The organism is Pseudomonas sp. JUb52, assembly GCF_004341115.1.
GTDB classification, from domain to species: domain Bacteria; phylum Pseudomonadota; class Gammaproteobacteria; order Pseudomonadales; family Pseudomonadaceae; genus Chryseomonas; species Chryseomonas oryzihabitans.
The window spans coordinates 163,772-188,428 of record NZ_SLYS01000004.1 but is presented as its reverse complement, the minus strand read 5'-3'; the positions used below and the strand labels follow the sequence as shown (position 1 = coordinate 188,428).

Annotated in this window: 17 protein-coding genes; 6 read left to right on the top strand and 11 right to left on the bottom strand. The window is 67.9% G+C overall.

All coding sequences use genetic code 11. From position 1 onward, the window contains the following. Positions 1–77: 77 nt before the first annotated feature. Entirely contained in the window at positions 78–1,334 is a 1,257-nt protein-coding gene (locus EC839_RS08805; protein ID WP_007161276.1) for an HD-GYP domain-containing protein, read from the top strand. A 7-nt stretch (positions 1,335–1,341) separates the two neighbouring features. On the opposite strand, the gene EC839_RS08800 is transcribed toward EC839_RS08805, so the two are convergent. From EC839_RS08800 to EC839_RS08785, 4 genes are all read right to left on the bottom strand, one after another. Then, positions 1,342–1,956 (bottom strand): glutathione S-transferase family protein, encoded by a 615-nt coding sequence (locus tag EC839_RS08800; RefSeq protein WP_007161275.1) that lies wholly within the window; start codon positions 1,954–1,956, stop codon positions 1,342–1,344. A 108-nt stretch (positions 1,957–2,064) separates the two neighbouring features. Continuing rightward, on the bottom strand, positions 2,065–3,441 hold the full coding sequence (locus EC839_RS08795) for a HAMP domain-containing sensor histidine kinase (RefSeq protein WP_007161274.1): 1,377 nt from the start codon (positions 3,439–3,441) through the stop codon (positions 2,065–2,067). Then, on the bottom strand, positions 3,438–4,112 hold the full coding sequence (locus tag EC839_RS08790) for a response regulator (protein ID WP_007161273.1): 675 nt from the start codon (positions 4,110–4,112) through the stop codon (positions 3,438–3,440). The genes EC839_RS08795 and EC839_RS08790 overlap by 4 nt, the downstream gene beginning before the upstream one ends. Positions 4,113–4,236: 124 nt before the next feature. Further along, positions 4,237–5,565, bottom strand: a complete 1,329-nt coding sequence (locus EC839_RS08785) for a sorbosone dehydrogenase family protein (RefSeq protein ID WP_007161272.1) — start codon at positions 5,563–5,565, stop codon at positions 4,237–4,239. Positions 5,566–6,006: 441 nt separating this feature from the next. Here EC839_RS08785 and EC839_RS08780 point away from each other — a divergent pair, with 441 nt between their 5' ends. Next, a complete protein-coding gene (locus EC839_RS08780) occupies positions 6,007–7,050 on the top strand; it encodes a glycoside hydrolase family 5 protein (RefSeq protein WP_007161271.1) in 1,044 nt (347 codons plus the stop codon). 77 nt (positions 7,051–7,127) lie between these two features. Continuing rightward, the gene (gene gcvH, locus EC839_RS08775) at positions 7,128–7,511 is read left to right on the top strand and encodes a glycine cleavage system protein GcvH (protein ID WP_007161270.1); all 384 of its coding nucleotides are present in this window, start codon (positions 7,128–7,130) and stop codon (positions 7,509–7,511) included. 80 nt (positions 7,512–7,591) lie between these two features. On the opposite strand, the gene EC839_RS08770 is transcribed toward gcvH, so the two are convergent. The 4 genes from EC839_RS08770 to EC839_RS08755 form a co-directional block, all read right to left on the bottom strand. Continuing rightward, entirely contained in the window at positions 7,592–7,906 is a 315-nt protein-coding gene (locus EC839_RS08770; protein ID WP_007161269.1) for a DUF2388 domain-containing protein, read from the bottom strand. Positions 7,907–7,993: 87 nt separating this feature from the next. After that, positions 7,994–12,340 (bottom strand): PAS domain S-box protein, encoded by a 4,347-nt coding sequence (locus EC839_RS08765; protein WP_007161268.1) that lies wholly within the window; start codon positions 12,338–12,340, stop codon positions 7,994–7,996. 37 nt (positions 12,341–12,377) lie between these two features. After that, complete coding sequence (locus tag EC839_RS08760) at positions 12,378–14,159, bottom strand: GspE/PulE family protein (RefSeq protein WP_007161267.1); 1,782 nt, start codon at positions 14,157–14,159, stop codon at positions 12,378–12,380. Between the two features lie 189 nt (positions 14,160–14,348). Continuing rightward, positions 14,349–15,698, bottom strand: a complete 1,350-nt coding sequence (locus EC839_RS08755; protein ID WP_007161266.1) for an inorganic triphosphatase — start codon at positions 15,696–15,698, stop codon at positions 14,349–14,351. A gap of 170 nt (positions 15,699–15,868) precedes the next feature. Here EC839_RS08755 and argE point away from each other — a divergent pair, with 170 nt between their 5' ends. Together argE and argA are read left to right on the top strand one after the other, a co-directional pair. Beyond that, the gene (argE, locus tag EC839_RS08750; protein ID WP_007161265.1) at positions 15,869–17,029 is read left to right on the top strand and encodes an acetylornithine deacetylase; all 1,161 of its coding nucleotides are present in this window, start codon (positions 15,869–15,871) and stop codon (positions 17,027–17,029) included. A gap of 163 nt (positions 17,030–17,192) precedes the next feature. Further along, entirely contained in the window at positions 17,193–18,491 is a 1,299-nt protein-coding gene (gene argA, locus EC839_RS08745) for an amino-acid N-acetyltransferase (RefSeq protein WP_007161264.1), read from the top strand. Positions 18,492–19,126: 635 nt separating this feature from the next. Here the strand turns inward: argA and gshA are convergent. The 3 genes from gshA to EC839_RS08730 form a co-directional block, all read right to left on the bottom strand. After that, positions 19,127–20,704 (bottom strand): glutamate--cysteine ligase, encoded by a 1,578-nt coding sequence (gene gshA / locus EC839_RS08740; protein ID WP_007161263.1) that lies wholly within the window; start codon positions 20,702–20,704, stop codon positions 19,127–19,129. Positions 20,705–20,914: 210 nt separating this feature from the next. Next, entirely contained in the window at positions 20,915–21,298 is a 384-nt protein-coding gene (locus EC839_RS08735) for a PaaI family thioesterase (RefSeq protein WP_007161262.1), read from the bottom strand. 2 nt (positions 21,299–21,300) lie between these two features. Next, on the bottom strand, positions 21,301–23,619 hold the full coding sequence (locus EC839_RS08730; RefSeq protein ID WP_007161261.1) for a Tex family protein: 2,319 nt from the start codon (positions 23,617–23,619) through the stop codon (positions 21,301–21,303). A gap of 175 nt (positions 23,620–23,794) precedes the next feature. On the opposite strand from EC839_RS08730, the gene ompR reads away from it, so the two are divergent. Next, on the top strand, positions 23,795–24,529 hold the full coding sequence (gene ompR, locus EC839_RS08725) for a two-component system response regulator OmpR (RefSeq protein WP_007161260.1): 735 nt from the start codon (positions 23,795–23,797) through the stop codon (positions 24,527–24,529). Positions 24,530–24,657: the final 128 nt, after the last annotated feature.

The window sequence follows — 24,657 nt, the reverse complement described above, 5'->3', positions numbered from 1 at the left end:
AGTCTTTGGCGCGACATAGCATTTTGCGATCATCCGCCTCTGGATGGCTGCTGCCGATCCGCTGCGAAGTGAACGCCATGCTCAAAAAGGTTACCAGTGCCGAGGTCTGCCTCGGCATGTACATCCACAAATTCGAAGGCAGCTGGATCGACCATCCGTTCTGGAAGGCGCGCTTCCTGCTGCATGAGCCACGCGACCTGCAGAAGATCCAGGACAGCGCGGTGACCGCGGTGTGGATCGATATCGCCAAGGGCCTGGATTGCCGGTCCCCGAGCGAGTGCTCATCCGCCCAGCAACCGGCGGCGGTCCCTGAGCCCGTTGCCGCGCCGGTCGCTGCCCCCGCGGCGCTCCCCGCTGCCGCTCCGACCCCGGAGACGGGCACCGCACCGGTCGCCGCCATCAGTTGTCCGCAGGAAATGGCACAGGCGTCGGCGGTGAGCGCCCACGCCAAGCAGGAGGTGGCGCGGCTGTTCCAGGACGTGCGCCTGGGCCAGGCCATCGAGCTGAGCGAAGTGGCGACCGTGGTCGAGCAGATCTCGGCGTCGGTGTTGCGGCACCCCACGGCACTGATCAGCCTGACGCGGCTGCGCACGGCCGACGAGTATACCTACATCCATTCGGTGTCGGTCTGCGCCCTGATGACGGCGGTGGCGCGGCAGATGGGCCTGCCGGCGGAGCAGGTGTTGCTGGCCGGTCAGGCCGGTCTGCTGCACGACGTGGGCAAGATGCGCACCCCCGTCGAGGTGCTCAACAAGCCGGGCCGGCTGACCGAGGCCGAATTCGCCGTGATGCGGCGGCATCCCGAGGAAGGCATCGCCCTGCTGCAGCAATGGGACGCGTCCGCGGAGGTCATCGACGTCTGCCTGCACCATCACGAGAAATTCGATGGCAGCGGCTATCCCCATGGCCTGGCCGGTACCCAGATCAGTCTGCTGTCGCGCATCGCCGCGGTCTGCGACGTCTATGACGCCGTCTCCTCGACCCGGCCCTACAAGACCGCCTGGAGTCCGGCCGAGGCGATCCGGCGCATGGCGGAGTGGAAGGGGCACTTCGATCCCCGGGTGTTCCAGGCCTTCGTCAAGACGCTGGGCATCTATCCGATCGGCTCCCTGGTGCGACTGAGCAACGAGCAGCTGGCGGTGGTGGTCGAGCAGCACCCAGACAGCCTGCTGACGCCGCGGGTGCGGGTGTTCTTTTCCGCGCGTTCGCGCACGCCACTGCCGCAGCGGCTGCTGGATCTCGCCCGGCCGCCCGCCGACGAACGCATCGTGCGGCGGGAGGATCCGCAGGAGTGGGGCTTTCGCAATCTGGAGCGGCTCTGGCAGCAGGCCTAGCGCCGGCTCAGGGGCGGGTGGCCTGCAGCGAGGGCCGCTCGCCGGTACGGGCGTACCAGGCGGCGATGCGCGGGCAGTCGCTGCGCCAGGCCCAGGTGGGAATGCGGAAGTCCAGATAGCCGAGCAGGCAGGCCATGCCCAGGCTGGCCACGTCGAATTCGCCCTCCAGTTCGGCGATTGCCTCGCGCTCGAAGTAGTCCAGCGCCCGGGCGATCTTTTCCTGCTGGTTGTCCAGCCAGAGCTTCCACTGCATGCCCGGTGGGCGCATGAAGCTCTCGTAGCGGATCTGCACCGCGGCTTCCATCATGGCGTCACACAGCGAGGCCAGGGTCAGGCGCCGCCAGCGCTCCGGGCCCTGCCGCGGGATCAGCGGGGTGCGCGTGTGCAGGGTATCCAGGTAGTCGAGGATGACGCGGCTGTCGTGCAGGCAGGTGCCATCGGCCAGGCGCAGGGCGGGAATCTTGCCGGCGGGGTTGGTATCGAGGACGTCGCGATTGGGGTTGAGCGGCGTCTGCTGGACGATTTCCACCTCCACCTGCTCGATCAGGTCCGTCTCGTGGAGCATCACCACGACTTTGCGACCGAAGGGCGAGGCGGGAGTGTGGTACAGGATCATGGACATGGGCCGGGCTCTCCAGAAGGCAGGACTGCATTCGCTTGTGGCGAATCCCTGCACTGTAAGCCCTAGGCCGGCCCGGGTAAAAGATGGCCTTGGTCGTAGGTGGCCGGATCAGGCCAGGCCGGGCAGCTCGACGTATACCCCCAGCCCGCGTCCTTGCAGGCCTTCGCCCAGGTGCAGGCTGCCGCCATGGATTTCGACGATGCGCTTGACGATGGGCAGCCCCAGGCCGCTGCCGACGTTCTGGCCAGCGCTCTCGCTGCGGTAGAAACGGGTGAAGATCACCGCCCGTTCTTCCGGACTGACCCCGGGGCCGCTGTCGCAGACGTCGATACGTACCTGTCCGGGTACCTCCTCGACGACCCGGACCAGCACCTGGCCGCCGCTGGGGGTATAGCGGATGGCGTTGCCGACCAGGTTGGTGAGCAGCACGCCCAGCCAGGTGGGAATACCCGACAGCTTGACCTCCTGATCCTCCAGTACCAGGTCGATGTTCTTCTCGATGGCCAGAGGCGCAAGTTCCGACAGGGTATCCGCCGCCAGCCGGCCGAGATGGACGGGGACGAACTGCTCCTGCAGGGCGCCGCTGTCCAGCCGCGCCAGGAGCAGGATCTGCTCCATCAGCTGGCTGATGCGTTCGGCGCTGCGACGCACCTGCACCAGGCCGCGGGCATGGGCCTGGGGATCGCTGGACCGCAGGGCGACCTGGGTATGGGTCAGCAGACTGGCGAGGGGGGTGCGGATCTCGTGGGCGGCGTCGCTGGTCAGCCGGCGCTCCGCCTCCAGGGCCCCGTCCAGGCGTTCCAGCAGGGCGTTGATCTCCTCCACCAGGACCGCGGCTTCCAGCGGCACCCGGCTCAGCGGCAACGGCTCCAGGCGCTGGGCGGAGCGCTGCTTGATCTGCGCGGCCAGCTGGCGCAGGGGCTCCAGACCGCGGGTGACGCCGAACCAGATGAGAGCGGCCAGCACCGGCAGGGCCAGGGCCAGGGGAAACAGCGAGCCGAGCAGCAGCAGGTTGGTGGCGCCGCGGCGATCGGCCAGGTTTTCGTAGATCCAGATGCGTCCCTCGCCGCTGCTCAGCCGCAGCACGCGCCAGTGCTGCCCCTCGGCCAGCAGGCTGCTGAAGCCGGGCGGCTGGTCGGCTAGGCCGGCCGGCGGCGCCGGGGTGCCGAGGCGCTGGTCGCCGGCCTGCAGGAGATAGCCCAGGGCGTTGCGCCGCTTGAACAGCGGCAGGTCGGCGATGGCCGTGCGGCTGCGCTCCAGGGCCCGGGCCGCGGGCGGCAGACTGTGGTCACCGCCTTCGCCCAGGGTGGCCAGGTGCAGGGCGGCCGAGCCGAAGTCGAGCATGTCCTCGTCGGCCAGGCGATTCACCTGGCGCAGGACCAGCTGGTAGGTCACCAGGGCGGCGATCAGCCAGCAGGCGAAGATGCCGCACAGCAGCAGCGTCAGCAGCCGCCGGCGCAGCGAGACGGCCGGGCCGTCGGTCATGGAGTCGGCCGCTCGGGCTGGTCGATGCCGTAGCCGATGCCGCGCACGGTGCGGATCAGGCTGGTGCCGAGCTTGCGCCTGAGGTGATGGATATGGACTTCGATGGCGTTGCTCTCGACGTCACCGTCCCAGCCATAGAGCGCCTGCTCCAGGCGATTGCGCGAGAGCACCTTGCCCATGTTTTCCAGCAGCAGGCGCAGCAGGGCGTATTCCCGCGGTGCCAGCTCCACCGGCTGGCCGGCCAGGGTCACCCGGTGGGTCGCCGGATCGACCCGCAGCTCGTTGTGCTCCAGTTGCGGCAGCGCCCGGCCGGCGCTGCGGCGGGTGAGGGCGCGGACCCGGGCGAGCAGTTCGTCCAGGTCGAAGGGTTTGGTCAGGTAGTCGTCGGCGCCGGTGTCCAGGCCGGTGACCCGGTCGGTGACCTTGTCGCGGGCGGTGAGGATCAGCACCGGGGTGGCGTCGCCGCGCTTGCGCAGCGCGGCCAGGACCTCGAGTCCCGAGCGGCGGGGCAGGCCGATGTCGAGCACCACCAGATCGAAGGGATCGGTTTCCAGCGCAGCCTGGGCGGCCTGGCCATCGGTCACCCAGTCGACGGTATCGCCTTCCAAGGCCAGGCCAGCGCGGATGCCGTCGCCCAGCAGCATGTCGTCTTCGGCCAGTAGTATTCTCATCGGATTTTCCCAGGCGGTTGAGCGGTTTTACCGCTCCGGGCCGGCCTCGGCAAGAGCGGTGACCATCTCCAGGATGGTCAGCCTCCAGCCTAGGCCAGGGCGCTTAAGGCCGGATTAACACGGCTCAGGGACGCTGGGCGCTGACCCGCCAGATCGTATTGCCGACATCGTCGGCCACCAGCAGGCCGCCGTGGCCATCGTTGACCACCCCGACCGGACGTCCCTGGGCCTCTTCCTTGCCATTGAGGAAACCGGTCAGCAGGTCGCGCGGCGCGCCGCTGGGCTTGCCGTTCTGGAAGGGCACGAAGACGACCTTGTAGCCGCTCTTGGGATCGCGATTCCAGGAGCCGTGCTGGCCGACGAACATGCCCTGGCGAAACGCCGTCGGCAACTCGCTGTCGGCGCTCGCGAAGGCCAGACCCAGGGAGGCGGTGTGGGTACCCAGGGCGTAGTCCGGGGTCAGCGCCTTGGCCACCAGATCCGGGCGGGGCGGCTGTACCCGGCTGTCCACGGTCTTGCCCCAGTAGCTGTAGGGCCAGCCATAGAAGCCGCCGTCCTGCACCGAGGTGGCATAGTCCGGCACGAGGTCGCTGCCGATCTCGTCGCGTTCGTTGACCACCGTCCACAGTTTGCCGGTGGTGGGCTCCCAGTCCAGCCCATTGGGGTTGCGCAGGCCGGTGGCGAACAGGCGTTTCTGGCCGCTGGCGCGATCCAGCTCCCAGATGGCGGCGCGGCCTTCCTCGATATCCAGGCCGTTTTCGCCGACGTTGCTGTTGGAGCCCACGGTGAGATAGAGCTTCTTGCCGTCGCGACTGGCGATGACGTTCTTGGTCCAGTGGTGATTGATGCCCGCCGGCAGCTCGGTGACCGTCACCGGCTGGCCTTCCAGGCGAGTCGCACCGGGGCGATAGGAGAAGCGCACCAGGGCATCGGCATTGGCGACATAGAAGTCCTCGCCCACCAGCACCATGCCGAACGGCGAATGCAGCTGTTCGGCGAAGACGGTGCGGGTCTCGGCGACGCCATCGCCGTCGGCATCGCGCAACAGGGTGATGCGGTCGGCGCTGGGCACCCCGGCGCCGGCCTTCTTCATGAACAGACCCGCGATCCAGTTCTTGATCCCGGGAAAGCCCTCGCGCTTGGGCGCATTGCTTTCCGCCACCAGCACATCGCCATTGGGCAGCACATAGAGCCAGCGCGGATGGTCCAGGCCGCGGGCGAGGGCCTGGACCTGGGTGCCGGGCGCGGCAGTGGGCTTGCCGCCTTCGGGCCAGCCGACCGCCGGGGCCACGTTGATGGTCGGCAGCAGTGTCTTGTGGGGTTCCGGCAGGGTCGGCGTCGGCCCATAGCCAGCTTCGCGCTGCAGGCGCGCGGTCTCGCCGCAGCCGAGCAGGGTCACGGCGGCCAGGGTCAGGGCCAGGGTACGCAAGGGATAGGGCGTGCTCAGGGGCATGGCAGGGCTCTCGCGAGGGGCTCGCAGGATAGAGCCCGGCTGCCGGCGAACGTTCCGGGGCCGGCCCCATGGCCATCTTGGGCATCTGTGCAGTCCGGTTTTGAAAATGACTCTTTTTACCCTGTCAGTCTTTTTGAGTGCTCGGGCGCCGCGCTCGTTCTTTCACGGATACGGAAAGTCCTGCCGATTCAAGGTGTTAGCGAGACTGCGCCGAGGTCTGCGGAAAAGCGCCGGCTATCTGACGTAAATCAAAGCGTAACCATCTGTTTTTGAACGAAAAAATTCACTAAAGCTGGCGCAGCTGACGCCGATAGCTGCCCCAACAATGACGACGAAGTCGCACCCAGTGGCGCCGCAAGCGGACGCGGCCGCCTGAACTCGCCTACGCCAGAACCCGCTAGCTTGCGGGGGCGGGGAGTCTTTCTTTTCACAGGTGCAGTCATGCAATCCCTTACCCGGCGCTTGCGCCAGTTTTCCCTGCGGCTGGCCGGTACCCTGGCCCTGAGCAGCGCACTCCTGGGTTCGGCCCAGGCGATCGACCTGGTCGGTCTCAACTTCTCCGGTGCCGGCTTCGCCAGCCAGGTGCTACCCGGCCTCAACAACCGCAACTACATCTTTCCCAGCGAACAGCACTTCAAGGACTGGAGCGCCAAGGGCATCAAGCTGGTGCGCTTTCCGATCATCTGGGAGCGCATCCAGCCCAACCTGAATTCGATGCTGGATCCGGACTATGGCGCCCTGGTCACCCAGACGCTGAATTACGCCCAGAAGTATGGCGTCAAGGTGATCCTCGACCTGCACAACTATGCGCGCTATCGCGGCGAGGTGATCGGCGCCGGCAAGGTCACCTACTTCAACTACTGGGACGTGACCTATCGCCTGGCCTTCCGCTTCGGCAAGCACCCGGCGCTTTTCGGTTACGACATCATGAACGAGCCCCACGACGCCGTGGCCTTCTGGCCGACCGCCGCCCAGCACGGCATCAACGGCATCCGTACCGTGGACAGCGTCCATCCCATCATCGTCGAGGGCAACGGCTGGTCCAGCGCCGCGCGCTGGCCGCAGTGGAACGATCCGCTGCTGGCGCTCAAGGACCCGGCCAACAAGCTGATCTTTTCCGCCCACGTCTATTTCGACAATGACGGTGGCGGCCAGTACGCCAGCAAGGACATGAGCGGCTTCGACCCCATGGTCGGGGTGAATCGCGTCAAGCCCTTCGTCGACTGGCTGAAGAAGAACGGCAAGCAGGGCTACATCGGCGAATTCGGCGTGCCGGACGACGATCCGCGCTGGCTGGTGGCCATGGACAACATGCTGGCCTATCTCAAGCAGCACTGCATTCCGGCCAGCTACTGGGCCGCCGGTCCCGGCTGGGGCAACTACAACCTGGCGGTGGAACCCATCAACGGCGTGGATCGACCCCAGTGGGCGACCCTGAAGAAGTACGTCGACAGCAGCAGCTGCGCGAGCATCGGTCCCAAATAAGCCCGGCCAGCGATGGCGGTCCCCGGGGTCGGCAGGCTACCCTTGCCTTTTAACCGTGCCAGCCCCGAGGACCTCTCATGAGCCAGATTCCCGCCGACCTGCGTTATGCCGCCAGCCACGAATGGGCCCGTCTGGAAGCCGACGGTAGCGTGACCGTCGGCATTTCCGACCATGCCCAGGAAGCCCTGGGCGATGTGGTCTTCATCGAACTGCCGGAAGTCGGCAAGACCCTCGCCGCCGGTGACCAGGCCGGGGTGGTGGAATCGGTGAAGGCGGCCTCGGACATCTATGCCCCGGTGGGCGGCGAGGTGATCGCCGTCAACGAGGCCCTGGCCGACGCCCCCGAGCAGGTCAATGGCGAGCCCTATGGCGCCTGGTTCTTCAAGCTCAAGCCGCAGGATGCGGCCGAGCTGGACAAGCTGCTCGACGCCGACGGCTATCGCGCCGCCAGCGAGAGCTGAGGCGCCATTCGCCGCCCGGATCCCGGGCAAAAAAGAACCCCGCGCGGCGTGGCCGGCGGGGTTCTTTTTTTGCCTGGCCCTTACTGGGTCAGGATACGCATGGCGAGATCGCTGTCGCTGGCCTTGAGGCCCGGCTCGGCGGCGCGCATGTCGCGCAGCGCGGCTTCCAGGTAGGGGCCACGGATCTGGCCGTTGCTGGCCAGGTAGGAGCTGGCGTCGTCCTGGGTGGCGGCGACGATCTTGTGGTCGTCACGGCTGGTGGTATAGAACGAGCCCGAGGTCGCCCCAAGGGTCGCGGCATGCCGCCAGAACCGGGCATCCGCGTTGGCGGCGGTGGTCGCGGCCAGCAGCGGCAGGCCGATCAGGGAAACCAGAGCAAGCTTCTTCAGGCGCATGGATGAGATCTCCTTCTTGAGGTTTCCTATAGAGAGCTCGGACGTCCTTCGAGTTCTAGCGCCCTGTGCCGGCTTCTTCGCCGGCGCTTAGTGCTGGATCATGCTGTGGATGCGCTCCGCCAGGGCATCAATGTCGAAGGGCTTGATCAGCATGTCCATGTTCTCGCCGAGGAATTCGCCGCGCACCTTGGCGTTCTTGGCATAGCCGGTGATGAACAGCACCTTGAGCTCGGGGCGCCGACCACGGGCGATCTCGGCGAGCTGGCGGCCGTTCATGCCGGGCAGGCCGACGTCGCTGATGAGCAGGTCCAGCCGCTGATCGCTCTCGATGATCGGCAGGGCGCCATCGGCATCGCTCGCCTCCAGCGCGGTGTAGCCCAGCTCCGCGAGCACCTCCAGCACGATCATGCGCACCGCGTATTCGTCCTCCACCACCAGCACGGTCTGGCCGGCCTCGGCGCGGGGCGCGACCTTGAGCGTCGGCTGATCGGTGGCGGTCGCCGCCACCTCCGGATGGCGCGGCAGATAGAGACTGATGGTGGTGCCCTGGCCCTGTTCGGTGTCGATGCGCGCGGTGCCGCCGGACTGCTTGACGAAGCCGTAGATCATCGACAGGCCGAGCCCCGTGCCCTGGCCGGCCGGCTTTGTGGTGAAGAAGGGTTCGAAGGCCTTGGCCTTGACCTCCGGTGGCATGCCGGTGCCGGTGTCGGCCACGCTCAGGCACACATAGTCGCCCGGGGTCAGGGATTCGCGTGCCGCCGCCTCGGCGTCGAGGCTGAGGTTGGCGGTGGCGATGCACAGCTCGCCGCCGGCGGGCATGGCGTCGCGGCCATTGATGACCAGGTTGAGCAGGGCGTTTTCCAGCTGGTGGGTATCGCTGTGGGCCAGCCAGGCGACCGCTGCCAGATCCAGGCGCAGGGCGACGTTTTCGCCCACGGTGCGCACCAGCAGGTCCTGCAGCGAGCCCACCAGCTGGTGGACGTCCACCGGCTGCGGGTCCAGGGTCTGGCGGCGGGCGAAGGCCAGCAGCCGGTGGGTGAGGGCGGCGGCACGGTCGGCCGAATTGACCGCGGCGTTGATGTAGCGATCCAGGTCCTGGGTGCGGCCGTTGGCGATGCGCATACGGATCAGGTCGAGGGCGCCGACGATGCCGGTGAGCATGTTGTTGAAGTCGTGGGCGATGCCGCCGGTGAGCTGGCCGATGGCTTCCATCTTCTGCGACTGGCGCAGGGCTTCCTCGGTGCGCTCGCGTTCGTAGATCTCGGCGATCAGCCGCGCATGGCTGCGCCCAAGTTCCTGGGTGCGTTCGGCGATGCGCTGTTCCAGCTGGTCGGTGGTCTGCCGTGCCTCGGTGACGTCCACGCCACAGCCCACCAGGCCATGGAATTCGCCGTCGAGCTCCAGGCGCGGCGTGCCCTCCAGGCGTAGCCAGCGCCATTCGCCCTGGGCATTGCACACCCGCACCTCCGCGCGCAGGGCGCTGTGGGTGGCGACGGCCTGCTTGAAGGCGCCCTCGAAGGCCGGGCATTCGCTGTCCGGCAGCAGGGCGCTCCAGCCCTGGTCGTGCAGATCGGCGTCGTGCAGATCGAATTCGCTGGCGAAGCGCTGGTTGACGAATTGCAGCTGGCCGTCGGCGTCGCAGGCCCAGATCAGTACCGGGGCGCTGTCGGCCATGAGCCGGAAACGGCCCTCGCTCTCGCGCTGGGCGTCCTGGGAGCGCTGCCGGCATATGGCCGACCAGAGCCGGTCGGTGACGTCGCGCAGAAACTGCACCTCGCCTTCCGTCCACAACCGGGCGCGCTGGTCATGGGCGACGAACAGCGCGCGCAGGCGGCCGTCTTCATAGAGCGGGATGTCCACCAGCGCTGCGATCTCCAGATCGAGCAGGCGCTGCGCATTGGCCTGGGCGCGCGGGTCCTGGCTGACGTCGTCGATCACCAGGGGCGCTTCGCCCTCCTGGCTGCTCAGGCTGTCGGGGGCGAGCAGCGGATAGGCCAGGGCCTGGTCGAAGTGGCCATTGGGCGTCCACATCTGGTGCGGGACGAAGGTGCCGCGACTCTCGTCCAGACGGGCATAGCCGACCCGGCGCAGGCCCAGTCGGGTACCCACCAGTTCCAGGGCCGCGGCCACCCCGGCGCTTTCCGGGTCGCCTTCGCGCAGGCGGTCGCCCAGTTCGATGAGGGCGTGCTGGCGGGCTTCGGCGGCGCGGCGCTCCTCGATCTGCCGGCGCAGCTGGCGATTGGTCTCGCTGATGCGATCGGCGTCATGGCGTTCGCGGGTGATGTCGCGGGCGATGCCCACCAGCCGCCGCTGGCCGCCGGGCTCCAGGCGTTCGCGGCCGCGGATGCTCAGCCACACCGGTTCGCCCTGGCGCGGACTGCGCACGCGAAAGGTCAGCCGCAGGTCATAGGCATTGCCGCCGCCCTGGATGGCCGCGCTGACATAGGCCCGCACCCGGGGCGCGTCGGCGGGGTGCAGGGCGCGCAGCAGCGCCGCGCCGCGCAGGGTGCAGCGGCGCTCCGTGGCGCCGACCAGATGGGCGAGGCGCGAATCCCAGCTGATCAGATCGCGGTCGATGTCATAGTCCCAGACGCCCAGGTCGGCCACGTCCATGGCCAGGGCTATGCGCTGCTCGGCCAGGCGCAGGGCGTCGGCTGCGGCGGTGCGCTCGATGACGATGCGGATGCGCTCGGCCACCTCGCGTACCAGGGCGACGTCGCCGATGGTCCAGTGGCGGGGCGTGTCGGCATAGAGGAACAGCAGACCCACCAGCTGTTCTTCGGCGAGCAGGGGCACCACCAGGCCGGCGCGCACGCCATGGTCCACCAGCTGGGTGCGCATCTCGCCCAGCCGGCTGTCCTGGGTGCTGTCTTCCACGCTGACGATGATGCCGCGGCGCAGTTCCTCCACCGCCGAGGTGTGCCAGTGCGCCAGGCTGGGCAGGTTGAGTCGGTGGGTTCGGCCCTGTTCGAGCCAGTCGCTGTCGATGGTCAGGCTGCCGTCGCGGCCGACCCGGGCATAGCCGATGCGCTGCACGGCGAGCAGGTGGCCGAGGCTGTCGCCCAGCACCGAGGCGACTTCGCCGGTATGGGTCACGCCATGCAGCAGGTCGCCCAGTTCGAGCAGGAAGCGCTGGCGATCATGGCTGCGGATGCGTTCGCTGAGTTCGACGAAGGTGCAGATGGCACCCTGGACCTCGCCGTCGCGCCAGAGCGGCTGGGCGCGCCATTCCACCGGCAGCAGACTGCCGTCCTCGCGCAGCAGGGCGTCGGCGGACAGGTGCAGGGTGGCGCCTTCGCTGGCGGCGCGCTGCAGGGCCCGGGCGCCATCCTCGCTGCGGGCGGAGCTGAGCCGGGTGTCGAGGCGCTCGCCGAGGATGTCGCGGTCCTCGGGCAGGCCGAGCATCTGCCGGAAGGCGCGGTTGCAGAGGGTGGCGCGGCCCTGGCGATCCAGGGCGCAGAAGCCCTCGTGGGTCGATTCGAGCAGCAGGTGGGCGAAGGCCTCGCTTTCCCGCAGCGCCGTTTCCGCCCGCTTGCGGCTGTCGATGTCCTGGGCCACGCCCACCCAGTGCTCGATCTCGCCGCTGGCATTGGTGAAGGGCATGGTGCGGGTTTCGAACCAGCGATAGTGACCCTCGGCATCGCGCAGCTGCAATTCCAGGCTGCCGGCGACGCGTTGCTCGCGCACCTCGCGCCAGCGCCGCAACAGCTGCGGACGCTGCTCGGGATGGATGGCGCCGGCCCAGAGATCGGGGTCGGCGACCACGCTGGCCGGACTCAGGCCGCTGTATTCGTACCAGTAGCGATTGGCGTATTCGAAGCTGCCATCTGGCCGCGCGAACCAGATGATCTGCGGATTGACGTCCATCAGCGCGCGGTAATGGGTTTCGTCGAGGGTGCTGTGCCGCGCCGGCGAGGCCGCCTGCAGCCGCGTCTCGAATAGGCGCAGCACCTGGCGCGCCAGGCGTTCGAGGCCGCTCAGGCGTGCGGCGTTCAGCTCGCGCGGTTGCCAGTCGAGCACGCAGAGGGTGCCGAGAAAGACGCCTTCGGCCGTCCGCAGCGGGGCGCCGGCATAGAATCTCAGCCCGGCCGGATCGGTCACCAGGGGATTGTCGGTAAAGCGCGGATCCTGGCTCAAATCCTCGATCTGCCGCGCTTCCCGAGCGTCGTGCAGGTGCTGGCAGAAGGACAGCGCCAGGGGAATTTCCGCCACGCCCAGGCCGCGTTCGGCGATGAACAGCTGCTGCTCCTCGCCAAGCAGGTTGACCGCGGCGATGGGCGTCTCGCAGAGGGTGGCCGCCAGTTCCACCAGGTCGTCGAGGGCCGGCTCCGGCTGGCCGTCGAGCAGGCCGCAGGTGGCCAGGAGCGCCTGGCGGCGACGGCGCTGCTCGGCGTCCTCGGCACCCACGGCAGGGTTCACGACGGTTGTCTGCACGGCTGGCTATCCTTGTTCCGCTCGCGGGCTGCTGGACCTAACGTTCGCTCTGAGGCGTGACGCGCAGGACTTCTTCCACGGTGGTGAAGCCGGCGGCGATCTTTTGCGCACCGGACAGCCGCAGGCTGCGCATGCCTTCCTTGAACGCCTGCCGCCGCAGCGCGGTGATGTCGGTATCCGCCGTCACCAGTTCGCGCAGACTATCGGAGAGGGTGAGGATTTCGTATACCCCGGCACGACCGCGATAGCCGGTGTCACGACATTCCGGGCAACCCACCGGCTGCATGGCGCCGGTGGGCAGTGGGGCGTTCCACGGCTTGGTCAGTTCCTGCCAGGCGGCCGGGTCCAGTTCGGTGGGCGTCTTGCAGGCCGGGCAGAGGGTCCGCACCAGCCGCTGGGCCATGACCCCGAGCACCGTGGCGCGGATCAGGTAGTAGGGCACGCCGAGTTCGATCAGGCGGCTCACCGAGCTGGGGGCATCGTTGGTGTGCAGGGTGGAGAGCACCAGGTGACCGGTCAGGGCCGCCTGGATGGCCATCTCGGCGGTTTCCAGGTCGCGGATCTCGCCGATCATGATGATGTCGGGATCCTGTCGCATCAGCGCCCTGACGCCACTGGCGAAGGTCACCTCGATGTTGGGCTGCACCTGCATCTGGTTGAAGGCGTCCTCCACCATCTCGATGGGATCTTCGATGGTGCAGACGTTGACCTCGGGCGTGGCCAGCTGCTTGAGGGTGGTGTACAGCGTGGTGGTCTTGCCCGAACCGGTAGGACCGGTGACCAGGATGATGCCGTTGGGTTGCCCGGTCATGCCGGCCCAGCGGCGCAGGTCGTCGGCGGAAAAGCCGAGCTGGTCGAAGCTCTTGAGCAGCACGTCCGGGTCGAAGATCCGCATCACCAGCTTTTCGCCAAAGGCGGTGGGCATGGTCGACAGGCGCAGTTCGACTTCCTTCTCGCCGGCCATGCGCGTCTTGATCCGGCCGTCCTGGGGCTTGCGCTTCTCGGCGACGTTCATGCGGCCGAGGTTCTTGATCCGGCTGACCACCGCCAGGGTGACCTGGGCCGGGAACTGGTAGACGGTGTGCAGCACCCCGTCGATGCGAAAGCGCACCGCGCCCTGCTCGCGACGCGGCTCGACGTGGATGTCGCTGGCGCGCTGCTGGAAGGCGTACTGGAACAGCCAGTCGACGATGTTGACGATGTGGGCGTCGTTGGCATCCGGCTCGCCATCTGCAGCGCCGAGATTGACCAGCTGCTCGAAGTTTCCGACGCCGCTGGTCTTCTGCTCCACCGCCGAGGCGCCGGTGACCGAGCGCGCCAGGCGAAAGAATTCCTGGGTATAGCGCGTGATGTCCGCGGGGCTGGCCACCACGCGCTTGATCGGCCGCTGCAGCACATGGGTGAGGTTGCTTTCCCAGCTGTGCACGAAGGGCTGGGCGCTGGCCACGGTCACCTCCTCCGGGCTCACTGCCACGGCGAGGATCTTGTTGCGCTGGGCGAAGGCATAGGACATCAGCGGGGTGACCGAGGCCACGTCCACCTTGAGCGGATCGATGCGATAGAAGGGCTGGCCCGAATACTCGGCGAGCCAGCGGGTGAGACTGTCCAGATCCAGCTTGCGCCCCGGGCGACTGAGGTCGTCCACGCTCTGCGCCGCCAGGAACTCCAGCGGATGCTGCTGCGGATTGGCCGAGCCGCGGCGTAGAAGCAGGCACTGTTCGGCGGTCTGCTGGTCGATCCGCTGCTGGCTGACCAGCTCGCGCAGGATGTCGCCCAGGTCGAGCCAACGATCAGCGGAAGGGGAAGCTATGGCGGACATCTGGACTCCTTGAAAAGGTGGTCGCACTCGGGGTGGCGCCCGGTGCCTGACCGGGGACGACCCGCCTGCGCTACCCGCCAGGTTGGTCGCCTCCTCCAGCATAGCGATTTTGTATTAAGGAATCGCTCGCGGCCTTGTGCCATCAGGATGGACGGCCGGATGCGCCAGGCGTTCCCGCCATTCGGCGGCTCAGGCTAGGGCTTTCCAGGGCGCCAGGCCATGGACCAGGCGCGCCTGCTCGGCCACCCCGGCGAGATCGCCATGGGCGCTCAGCGGCGCCAGCTTGCCCAGTTCGCCATACAGCCGATCGGCTTCGGGCAGGTCCAGGGCGCCCCGCGCCAGGTGCAGCCAGACCTGCATGCGCTCCAGGCGCGGCAGCTGCTGCTCGATCAGCTCCGGTTCGGTGATGGCGCGTAGCAGCGGCAGCTCGGCCGCTTCCAAGGCCAGGAAGCGCGGCAGCCACTGGCCCAGGGGCGTCGCGCCCTGACGTTCGCCACGGCCGGTGCGGCCCTGGGTCCAGGCGCGCTCGTGCAGCCAGCGCGCGGCGCGCAGGGAGAACAGGCCCCAGCGCGGCTGCTCCAGTTCGGCGGCGAAGCGCTGCGGTGCCTGGCGGCGGGCTTCCTCGTCGTCCTGGCCGATGGCGGCCAGCGGGCGCCAGTCGGCGAGCAGCTCGTCGAGGGTCTGGCGCAGGTCGCGGCTGGTGGCCCGCGGAGCGGCCTGGCCAAGGCTGCCGAGCAGGGCGCGCAGGTCGATCAGCTGGTGCACCCAGTCCACCAGCAGGCGCCAGTGGCCATTCCAGCGATACTGTTCGGCTAGGCGCTGGCTGCCGGCCAGCAGGTGTCCGCCGAGGCGGGCGACGGCCTCGTCCAGCGGCGTCTCGGCGTCGAGTTCCGGCGCAGAGAGGTAGAGGGTGTAGCTCGCCGCATCGTGCAGGCGATAACCGCGCTCGGCCTTGCTGATGTCGCAGGGCATCAGCGGGAATTCGGCGGCCAGTTGCTCGGCCAGTTCCAGCAGCGCGGCCGGTTCGCCTTGGCGCAATTCCAGCTCGACCTCGGCGATGGCCTCGCGCTGGTCGCCGGCACGCACCTCGCCCTGGTCGAGGGCGACTTCGATGATGGTTCGGGCCTTGCCCCGGCCCCAGGCGATCTCCGCGGCGTCGCGAACGAAATCGGTGTCGAACACCGGCTGCAGGCGGCGCAGGTCCAGGTCGGCCAGTTCCGCCGGCCAGCAGCTGTCGTCGAACAGCGCGGTGTCCAGGGTGGCATCGGCCAGCGGCCATTCCCACTCGTTGCGCTCGGACAGCCCGGCCAGGCTCTGGCCGCGACTCTTGAGCGTCTGGATGAAACGCTCGCCATCACGCCGCACACGCAGGGCGACCTTGGCGTGGGCCAGGTCGCGGGTGTCGGTGTCGTAGTAGCAGTTGGAAAGCTCGTGGCGCTGCCAGCCGTCCTTGCAACGCTTCTTCAGCAGCGGATGATCGCGAAGGGCGTCGAGGGTGGCCGCACTGGCGCGCAGCTTGATTTCGGTTTCTTTGGCCATTGGAGGATCCTGGCGCCGGAAGAGAACGGTCCGGCTCCGTGCCGAGCGCGTCATGACGACGGACGGCGAGAACGTGGGCGCTAGTTTAGCCCGTCCCGCACCCCTGGCGCATGAAGGTTTCATCGCGCGGCGGATGGCGCCATGATGGAGGCGTGACCAGGAGACCCCGCATGACCCTGCCCGCGCTGAAAGCTCTGTTCTCAACCCTGATCGCCGAAAGCTCGGTGAGCTGCACCCAGCCGGCCCTGGACCAGTCCAACGTTGGCGTCATCGCCCGCCTGAGCGACTGGTTCGGCGCCCTGGGCTTCGCCTGCGAGACCCAGGAGGTAGCACCCGGCAAGTTCAACCTGATCGCCACCCTGGGCAGCGGGCCGGGCGGTCTGGTGCTGGCCGGCCATACCGATACCGTACCCTATGACGCCGCCCTCTGGCAGGCCGATCCCCTGCGTCTGCGCGACGCCGATGATCGCTGGTACGGCCTGGGCAGTTGCGACATGAAGGGCTTCTTCGCGCTGATCCTCGAAGCCGTGCGCGACCTAGACCGGCAACAGTTGCGCCAGCCGCTGATCGTGCTGGCCACCTGCGACGAGGAATCCTCCATGGACGGCGCCCGGGTGCTGGCCGAAGCCGGTCGCCCCCTGGGGCGCGCCGCGGTGATCGGCGAACCGACCGGATTGCGGCCGATCCGCCTGCACAAGGGCATCCTCATGGAGCGCATCGACATCCTCGGCCAGAGCGGCCACTCCTCCGATCCGAGCCTGGGCCACAGCGCCCTGGACGCCATGCAGGCGGTGATGGGGGAGCTGCTCGACCTGCGCGCCCAGTGGCAGCGCGAATACCGCAATCCGCTGTTCCTGGTGCCCCACCCGACCCTCAACCTGGGCTGCATCCATGGCGGCGACAATCCCAACCGCATCTGCGGCCAGTGCGCCCTGGAATTCGACCTGCGCCCGCTGCCGGGCATGCAGCCCGAGGCCCTGCGCCAGGCCATCCGCGGGCGGCTGCTGCCGGTCGCCGAACGCTTCGGGGTGCGGATCGACTACCAGCCGCTGTTTCCCGCCGTGCCGCCCTTCGAGCAGCCCGCCGAGGCCGAACTGGTGCGCCTGGCCGAGCGGCTCACCGGTCATAGCGCCGAGGCCGTGGCCTTCGCCACCGAGGCGCCCTATCTGCAGGCGATCACCCAGGAGGTGCTGGTGCTTGGCCCCGGCGACATCAGCTGCGCGCACCAGCCCGAGGAGCACCTGGCGCTGGCGCGGATCGCGCCTACCGTCGAGCTGCTGCAGCAGCTGATCGGCCACTACTGCCTGGGCGCGGCCGCAGCGGTCCGATGAACAGACCCGCGCGTCCGGCGTGACTTTTTGTAAACTCCAGACGGTCTACTGAGGCTGTCTGCCCATCCGCTCCCTGTCGAGGAACCCCCGTGCTGCGACGACGCTGAACGCCCTGCCTGCCCTCGTTCACCCTCCCGCCTATCCTCCTAGGGTCTTCGTCTCGATGCACGAATACGTCAACTGGCTCCGCCACGCCTCGCCCTATATCAACGCCCACCGCGACGCCACCTTCGTCGTCATGCTGCCCGGTGACGGCGTCGCCCACCCCAACTTCGGAAATATCGTCCACGACCTGGTGCTGCTGCACAGCCTGGGTGTGCGCCTGGTGCTGGTGCACGGCTCCCGTCCGCAGATCGAATCGCGCCTGGCCGCGCGTGGCATCGAGCCGCGCTTCTACAACGACCTGCGCATCACCGACGGCCCGACCCTGGAAGCGGTGATCGATGCCGTCGGCAGCCTGCGCAGCGCCATCGAGGCGCGCCTGTCCATGGACATGGCCGCCTCGCCCATGCAGGGCTCGCGGCTGCGCGTCGCCAGCGGCAATCTGGTCACCGCACGCCCGGTCGGGGTGCAGGATGGCGTCGACTTCCACCACACCGGCGAAGTCCGCCGCATCGACCGCCGCGGCATCGGCCGCCTGCTCGACGAGCGCACCATCGTGCTGCTCTCGCCACTGGGCTATTCCCCCACCGGCGAGACCTTCAACCTGGCCTGCGAAGACGTCGCCATGCGCGCCGCCATCGATCTGGGCGCCGACAAGCTGGTGCTCTACGGCGCCGAACCGGGCCTGCTGGACGAACACGGCGCCCTGATCCGCGAGATCGGCCCGCAGCAGATCCCCACCCATCTGGCGCGCCTGGGCAGCTCCTACCAGGCCGAACTGCTCGACGCCGCCGCCCAGGCCACCCGCGGTGGCGTACGTCGCTGCCACATCGTCGGCTACGCCGAGGATGGCGCCCTGCTCACCGAACTCTTCACCCGCGCCGGCAGCGGCACCCTGGTGGCCCAGGAACCCTTCGAGACCCTGCGCGAGGCGACCATCGCCGACGTCGGCGGCCTGATGGAGCTGATCCGCCCGCTGGAAGAACAGGGCATCCTGGTGCGCCGTTCCCGCGAGGTGCTGGAGCGCGAGATCGAGCAATTCAGCATCGTCGAACGCGAAGGCCTGATCATCGCCTGCGCGGCGCTCTATCCCATCGCCGACTCGGCGGCGGGCGAGCTGGCGTGCCTCGCGGTCAATCCCGACTACCGCCACGGCGGTCGCGGCGACGCCCTGCTGGCCCGCATCGAACAACGCGCCCGCGAGCGCGGCCTGAGCACCCTGTTCGTGCTCACCACCAAGACCGCCCACTGGTTCCGCGAACGCGGCTTCGAACCCAGCAGCGTGGAGCGGCTCCCTGCGGCGCGGGCATCGCTGTACAACTTCCAGCGCAATTCGAAGATCTTCGAGAAGGGCTTGTAGGCGTGCGCCCGTAGGTTGGGCTGAGACGGCTGCATCGTCGAAGCCAATACCGCCAAGCCCCACCGTCATCGCGGCCAGTCCCAACCGAAACCGCTGCAAGGCGGAGCTCGCCCTTCCTGCATCGATGCCGGAAGGCGCCCTCATCAACCATCGATTCGCCCGCTGGCGCCTGGAGACGTAGCGTGGAAAACCGCGCAGCGTTTTCCACTAATGGGCTCCGTTGCTCAGTGGACAAGGCTTCGCCGTTGTCCACGCTACGGGCTACGGGTTGTTCACAGCTCTTCCACCAAAACTTTCAGTCTTGCGAATCGCCCCGTTCAGCAGGGCGAACGCCAGCGTCGTGGAGTGGGTCGAGCCGCATGGATGCGGCGAGAGGTCCAGTGGGCCATGGACGGCCCATCTGGACCGAGCCCGGAACGGCGCTGGCGTGAGCGGACCCGGAGCGCAGCGTAGGGCCGGATGGTCGGGGCAAGCGGTGTTGGTTACTTTTGCGGCGATTGGCAAAAGTGACTCGCCCGAGGGGGCGAAACAAGATCCACCAGCAGAACACGATAATCAGCTAGGGCACCAACAAGCTCTTTGGCACTGCAACGTTGGGCTTCGACGATGAAACCGTCTCAACCCAACCTACGTATCTACACCCCAATCGTCGCCAGAATGCTCGCCTGATAGGCCGCCACGAAGGTATCGAAATCCCCCTGGGGCGCCGCCTCGATCTCCGCCTGCTCTTCCAGCGACTGGCGTGCCATCTGGGCATAGCAGGCCTGCTCGCCGGCGCTCAGCGGGTGGCTGGTGAAATAGGCCGCATGGGCCTCGCTCTGGCGCAAACCGAAGTCGGCGAAGCTCTCGCCGCGTTCGCGTAGCTCCTGCAGCACCCGCGCCGAGGGGGTGAGGCGGACGTCGGCGACCTTCTGCCGCTGCACCGCCACTGCCTGACGATGGGCGTCGCCGCCCAGGCTGGCGTCCAGGGTCTCGGCGCAGCGCTCGATCTGGTCGAGCATCTCCGCCGCCCAGTCGATCATGGTCACCGAGGCGCCATGGCGCTGCAGGCGCAGGCCCGGCTTGCGGCCTTCGCGCACCACGCTGGCGAAGTTGTCGGTGCATTCGCTGCACTCGCCGTTGAGCGGTGGGCTGCCTTCCAGGGCGCAATAGAGCAGGAAGGCGTCGAGGAACAGCGCGGCGGTGGTATCGATGCCCAGCGGCAGGAAGGGATCAATGTCCAGGCAGCGCACCTCGATGTACTGCACGCCGCGCGCCATCAGCGCCTGCACCGGCCGCTCGCCGCTGCGGGTGACGCGCTTCGGACGGATGGTGGCGTAGTACTCGTTCTCGATCTGCAGGATGTTGGTGTTGAGCTGCACCCACTCGCCGTTCTGGTGCGTGCCGATCTCCGCATAGGGCGGGTAGGGCGTACCCACCGCGCGTCTCAGGCTCTCGGTATAGGTGGTCAGATCGTTGTAGTCCGGCGTCAGGCTGGCCTGGGCGTTGCTCTGATAGCCCAGGTCGCTCATGCGCAGGCTGGTGGCATGGGGCAGGTACAGGGTCCGCTCGTCGAGGGTCTGCAACCGATGTGGCCGACCCCGCAGGAAGCCTGCGTCCAGCGCCGGCGAGGCGCCGAACAGGTACATCAGCAGCCAGCTGTAGCGGCGGAAGTTGCGGATCAGGGCGATGTAGCGCGCCGACTGGTAGTCGCGGGCATCGCGGGCGTCACCTTCCTGCTGGCGCAGGAGTTCCCAGGCCGCTTCCGGCAGCGAGAAGTTGTAGTGGATGCCGGCGATGCACTGCATGGTGCGGCTGTAGCGCAGGGCCAGGCCGCGGCGGTAGACGTGCTTGAGCCGGCCGATGTTGGAGCTGCCGTAGTCGGCGATGGGGATCTCGTCCTCCGCCGGCAGCGCGCAGGGCATGGAGCCGCTCCAGAGGCGCTCGCCGTCGAGTTCGGCGACCGCGGCGCGGTGCACCCGATCCAGCGCGTCCAGCACCTCGGGCGTGCGGGTACCGGTGGGGGTGATGAATTCGAGCAGGGCCTCGGAGTAGTCCGTGGTGATCTGCGGATGGGTCAGGGCCGAGCCCAGCGCCCGGGGATGGGGGCGGCGGGACAGCTGGCCACGGGTGTCCACCCGCAGGGTCTCGCGCTCGATGCCGTGCAGGCATTCGGCGAGAAGGGTGGGATCAGCGCCGAGCAGGGCCAGGCGGCGGGACAGGATATCGCTCAAGTTGACTTCCTATGGCGGTACTCGCCCCAGGCAGGGTAGAAGAAACCGACTGAAATGAGGGTTGCCGGCCAGGGCCGACGCGGGGGCAGCAGTCACTGCTGCGGTCCGGGTTCAAGCCTCAGACCGCAACCCGCTCAGTTGTCTCCCAGCGTAGCTCAGGCGACGGCAAAGGGCGATATGCGCCGCTTCGCTGCCGCCCGCTCTGGCCGGTCACAGACAGGCGAAGGTCGCCTGGGCCAGGGCGATCAGCTTGTCGCCCTGATGCACCTGGGCTTCCAGCACATGGGTCTTGCGGCCCGGGTGGATCACCCGGGCGCGGCAGACCAGTTCGCCGTCGCTCACGCCACGCACGTAGTTGACCTTGCATTCCAGGGTCACGCTGCCGGCCTGGCCATCGAACAGGCTGTGGCTGGCCTGCCCCAGGGTGGTGTCGATCAGCGAGAAGATGGCACCGCCGTGCAGCTTGCCGTGCAGGTTGATGAGCGTGTCCTGCACGCTCATGCGCACCTCGGACTCGCCACCCTCGGCCTTGTGGATGGTCATGCCCAGCAGGGTGCTGAAGGCGCTGTCTTTGCCTGCGAGAGAACCGCTCATGCCTATTTCCTCAGTTGCTTGGCGTTGGCGAACAGGGACGCCATGGCATTGTTGGCCGGCGCGGCCTGGGTCTGGCGCGGGGCGCCCTTGTCGGTGCGCGGCTTGCCACCGTTGCCGCGGGCCTGGCCGCCGGGCTTGCCGTCGACCTTCTCGCCGGGGGTGTCGCCCATGCGCATGGACAGTCCCACGCGATTGCGCGGCACGTCCACCTCCATCACCTTGACCTTGACGATGTCGCCCGCCTTGACCACCTCGTAGGGATCCTTGACGAACTTCTCCGACAGCGCGCTGATGTGTACCAGGCCGTCCTGGTGCACGCCGATGTCGACGAAGGCCCCGAAGTTGGTGACGTTGGTGATGACGCCCTCCAGCACCATGCCGGGCTTGAGGTCGGAAAGCTTTTCCACGCCGTCCTGGAACACCGCGGTCTTGAACTCCGGACGCGGATCGCGCCCCGGCTTGTCCAGTTCCTGGAGGATGTCGGTCACCGTCGGCAGGCCAAAGCTCTCATCGGTGAACTTCTTGGGATCCAGACGCTTGAGAAAGGCCGAATCGCCGATCAGCGAGCGGATGTCGCGACCGGTGTCGGCGGCGATGCGCTGCACCAGCGGATAGGTCTCCGGGTGAACGGCCGAGGCGTCCAGCGGATTGGCGCCGCTCATCACGCGCAGGAAGCCGGCGGCCTGCTCGAAGGTCTTGTCGCCCAGGCGCGGCACCTTCTTCAGGGCCTCGCGGGTGGCGAAGGCGCCGTTGGCATCGCGGAATTGCACGATGTTCTGCGCCAGGGTGGCGTTGAGCCCGGAGATCCGCGCCAGCAGGGCGGCGGAGGCGGTATTCACGTCCACGCCCACGGCGTTCACGCAGTCTTCCACCACGGCGTCCAGGCTGCGCGCCAGCTTGAGCTGGGAGACGTCGTGCTGGTACTGGCCGACGCCGATGGACTTGGGCTCGATCTTCACCAGCTCGGCCAGCGGATCCTGCAGGCGGCGGGCGATGGACACGGCGCCACGCAGGGAGACGTCCAGCTCGGGAAATTCCCGGGCGGCCAGTTCCGAGGCGGAATACACCGAGGCGCCGGCTTCGCTGACCATCACCTTGGTCAGGCCGAGTCCCGGGTACTTGCTGATCAGTTCGCCGGCCAGCTTGTCGGTCTCGCGGCTGGCGGTACCGTTGCCGATGGCGATCAGGTCCACGCCATGCTTGGTGCAGAGCACGCCGAGGGTGGCCAGGGTCTGGTCCCACTGATTGCGCGGCGCATGGGGATAGACGGTGTCGGTGGCCAGCAGCTTGCCGGTGGCGTCCACTACGGCGACCTTGCAGCCGGTACGCAGACCCGGGTCCAGCGCCAGGGTGGTGCGCGGACCGGCCGGCGCGGCCAGCAGCAGGTCGTGCAGGTTGCGGGCAAAGACCGCGATGGCCTCTTCCTCGGCCTTTTCGCGCAACTCGCCGAGCAGGTCGGTTTCCAGGGAGGTATAGAGCTTGACCCTCCAGGTCCAGCGCACCACCTCGGAAAGCCACTTGTCCGCGGCGCGGCCCTGGTTCTTCAGCTCGAAATGCGCGGCGATCAGGCCTTCGCAGGGATGGGCGATGCCCGGGCCTTCTTCGCCGAGCTTGAGCGCGGCGCTGAGGATGCCCTCGTTGCGGCCACGGAAGATCGCCAGGGCGCGGTGCGAGGGTACTGCCTTGAAGGGCTCGTCATGCTCGAAGTAGTCGCTGAACTTGGCGCCTTCGGTCTCCTTGCTGGGTACCAGGCGTGCGCTGAGGATGGCGTCCTGCTGCAGGACGCCGCGCAGCCGCGCCAGCAGGTCGGCGTCCTCGGCGAAGCGCTCCATGAGGATGTACTTGGCGCCTTCCAGGGCGGCCTTGACGTCCGCCACGCCTTTGTCCGCGTCGACATAGCCGGCGGCTTCGGACTCCGGGGTCAGGGTCGGATCCTGCAGCAGCGCCTCCGCCAGCGGGCCGAGGCCGGCTTCCAGGGCGATCTGGCCCTTGGTGCGGCGCTTCTGCTTGTAGGGCAGATAGAGGTCTTCCAGGCGGGTCTTGGTGTCGGCCAGGTTGATCTCGCGGGCCAGCTCGGGGGTCAGCTTGCCCTGCTCCTCGATGGAGGCCAGCACCGCGCCGCGGCGCTCTTCCAGCTCGCGCAGATAGCGCAGCCGCTCTTCGAGATGACGCAGCTGGGTGTCGTCCAGGCTGCCGGTGACTTCCTTGCGGTAACGGGCGATGAAGGGCACGGTCGACCCTTCGTCGAGCAGGGCCACGGCGGCGGCGACCTGTTGCGGGCGGGCGCCGAGCTCTTCGGCGATGCGGCTATTGATATCCATCGGGCTACCTGGCTTGCACGAGAAAAAGCGGGCGGCAGTATACCCGAGCCCGCCAGAGCCCTGCCTCCCATGCCGGCACCGCCGCCCCAGAGTGGGCAAAATCTGCTAACAATGGCCCAATGCCGCGGTCGGATGGCCTACGGCATAATCCAGTGCTAGATCACAAGGAGACATTATGAGCACCCCCGCTGCCCCGGAAGGTGAAAAGATCCTGGTCGTCGACGACGACGCCCGGCTACGCCGCCTCTTGGAGCGTTTCCTGGCCGAACAGGGTTATCGCGTGCGCACCGTCGAGAGCGCCGAACAGATGGACCGCCTGCTGGCGCGCGAGGTCTTCAACCTGGTCGTGCTGGACCTGATGATGCCCGGCGAAGACGGCCTGTCCGCCTGCGGCCGGCTGCGCGAGAGCGGCAACCGCATCCCCATCATCATGCTGACCGCCAAGGGCGACGAAGGCAGCCGCATCCAGGGCCTCGACCAGGGCGCTGACGACTACCTGGCCAAGCCCTTCAACCCGCTGGAGCTGGTGGCCCGCATCAAGGCCGTGCTGCGCCGTCAGGCGCCGGTGGTGCCAGGCGCCCCCGCCGGGACCGACGAGGTGGTGACCTTTGGCGACTACGCCCTGCACCTGGCTACTCGCGAACTCAAGCGCGGCGAAGAGACCCACATGCTCACCACCGGCGAATTCGCCGTGCTCAAGGCGCTGGTCGACCATGCCCGCGAGCCGCTGACCCGCGACAAGCTGATGAATCTGGCTCGCGGTCGCGAGTGGGACGCCCTGGAGCGTTCCATCGACGTGCAGATCTCGCGCCTGCGTCGGATGATCGAACCCGATCCGTCCAAGCCGCGCTATATCCAGACGGTCTGGGGCGTGGGCTACGTCTTCGTGCCGGACGGCGCCGGCAAGTAAGCTCTCACCGCCACACTTAGGTGTCGACGATACAGAGCGTGTTCAAAGTCTTGCGAGCTAGAGTCAAACGAGGCGAAAAGACCTGAGGAAGCGGAGTTTACAAAGCGTAAATGAGCATTCCGACCGGG

Coding starts and splice junctions, on each gene's coding strand:
- EC839_RS08805 (WP_007161276.1), top strand. CDS start 78: ATGCTCAAAAAGGTTACCAGTGCCGAGGTCTGCCTCGGCATGTACATC.
- EC839_RS08800 (WP_007161275.1), bottom strand. CDS start 1,956: ATGTCCATGATCCTGTACCACACTCCCGCCTCGCCCTTCGGTCGCAAA.
- EC839_RS08795 (WP_007161274.1), bottom strand. CDS start 3,441: ATGACCGACGGCCCGGCCGTCTCGCTGCGCCGGCGGCTGCTGACGCTG.
- EC839_RS08790 (WP_007161273.1), bottom strand. CDS start 4,112: ATGAGAATACTACTGGCCGAAGACGACATGCTGCTGGGCGACGGCATC.
- EC839_RS08785 (WP_007161272.1), bottom strand. CDS start 5,565: ATGCCCCTGAGCACGCCCTATCCCTTGCGTACCCTGGCCCTGACCCTG.
- EC839_RS08780 (WP_007161271.1), top strand. CDS start 6,007: ATGCAATCCCTTACCCGGCGCTTGCGCCAGTTTTCCCTGCGGCTGGCC.
- gcvH (WP_007161270.1), top strand. CDS start 7,128: ATGAGCCAGATTCCCGCCGACCTGCGTTATGCCGCCAGCCACGAATGG.
- EC839_RS08770 (WP_007161269.1), bottom strand. CDS start 7,906: ATGCGCCTGAAGAAGCTTGCTCTGGTTTCCCTGATCGGCCTGCCGCTG.
- EC839_RS08760 (WP_007161267.1), bottom strand. CDS start 14,159: ATGTCCGCCATAGCTTCCCCTTCCGCTGATCGTTGGCTCGACCTGGGC.
- EC839_RS08755 (WP_007161266.1), bottom strand. CDS start 15,698: ATGGCCAAAGAAACCGAAATCAAGCTGCGCGCCAGTGCGGCCACCCTC.
- argE (WP_007161265.1), top strand. CDS start 15,869: ATGACCCTGCCCGCGCTGAAAGCTCTGTTCTCAACCCTGATCGCCGAA.
- argA (WP_007161264.1), top strand. CDS start 17,193: ATGCACGAATACGTCAACTGGCTCCGCCACGCCTCGCCCTATATCAAC.
- EC839_RS08735 (WP_007161262.1), bottom strand. CDS start 21,298: ATGAGCGGTTCTCTCGCAGGCAAAGACAGCGCCTTCAGCACCCTGCTG.
- EC839_RS08730 (WP_007161261.1), bottom strand. CDS start 23,619: ATGGATATCAATAGCCGCATCGCCGAAGAGCTCGGCGCCCGCCCGCAA.
- ompR (WP_007161260.1), top strand. CDS start 23,795: ATGAGCACCCCCGCTGCCCCGGAAGGTGAAAAGATCCTGGTCGTCGAC.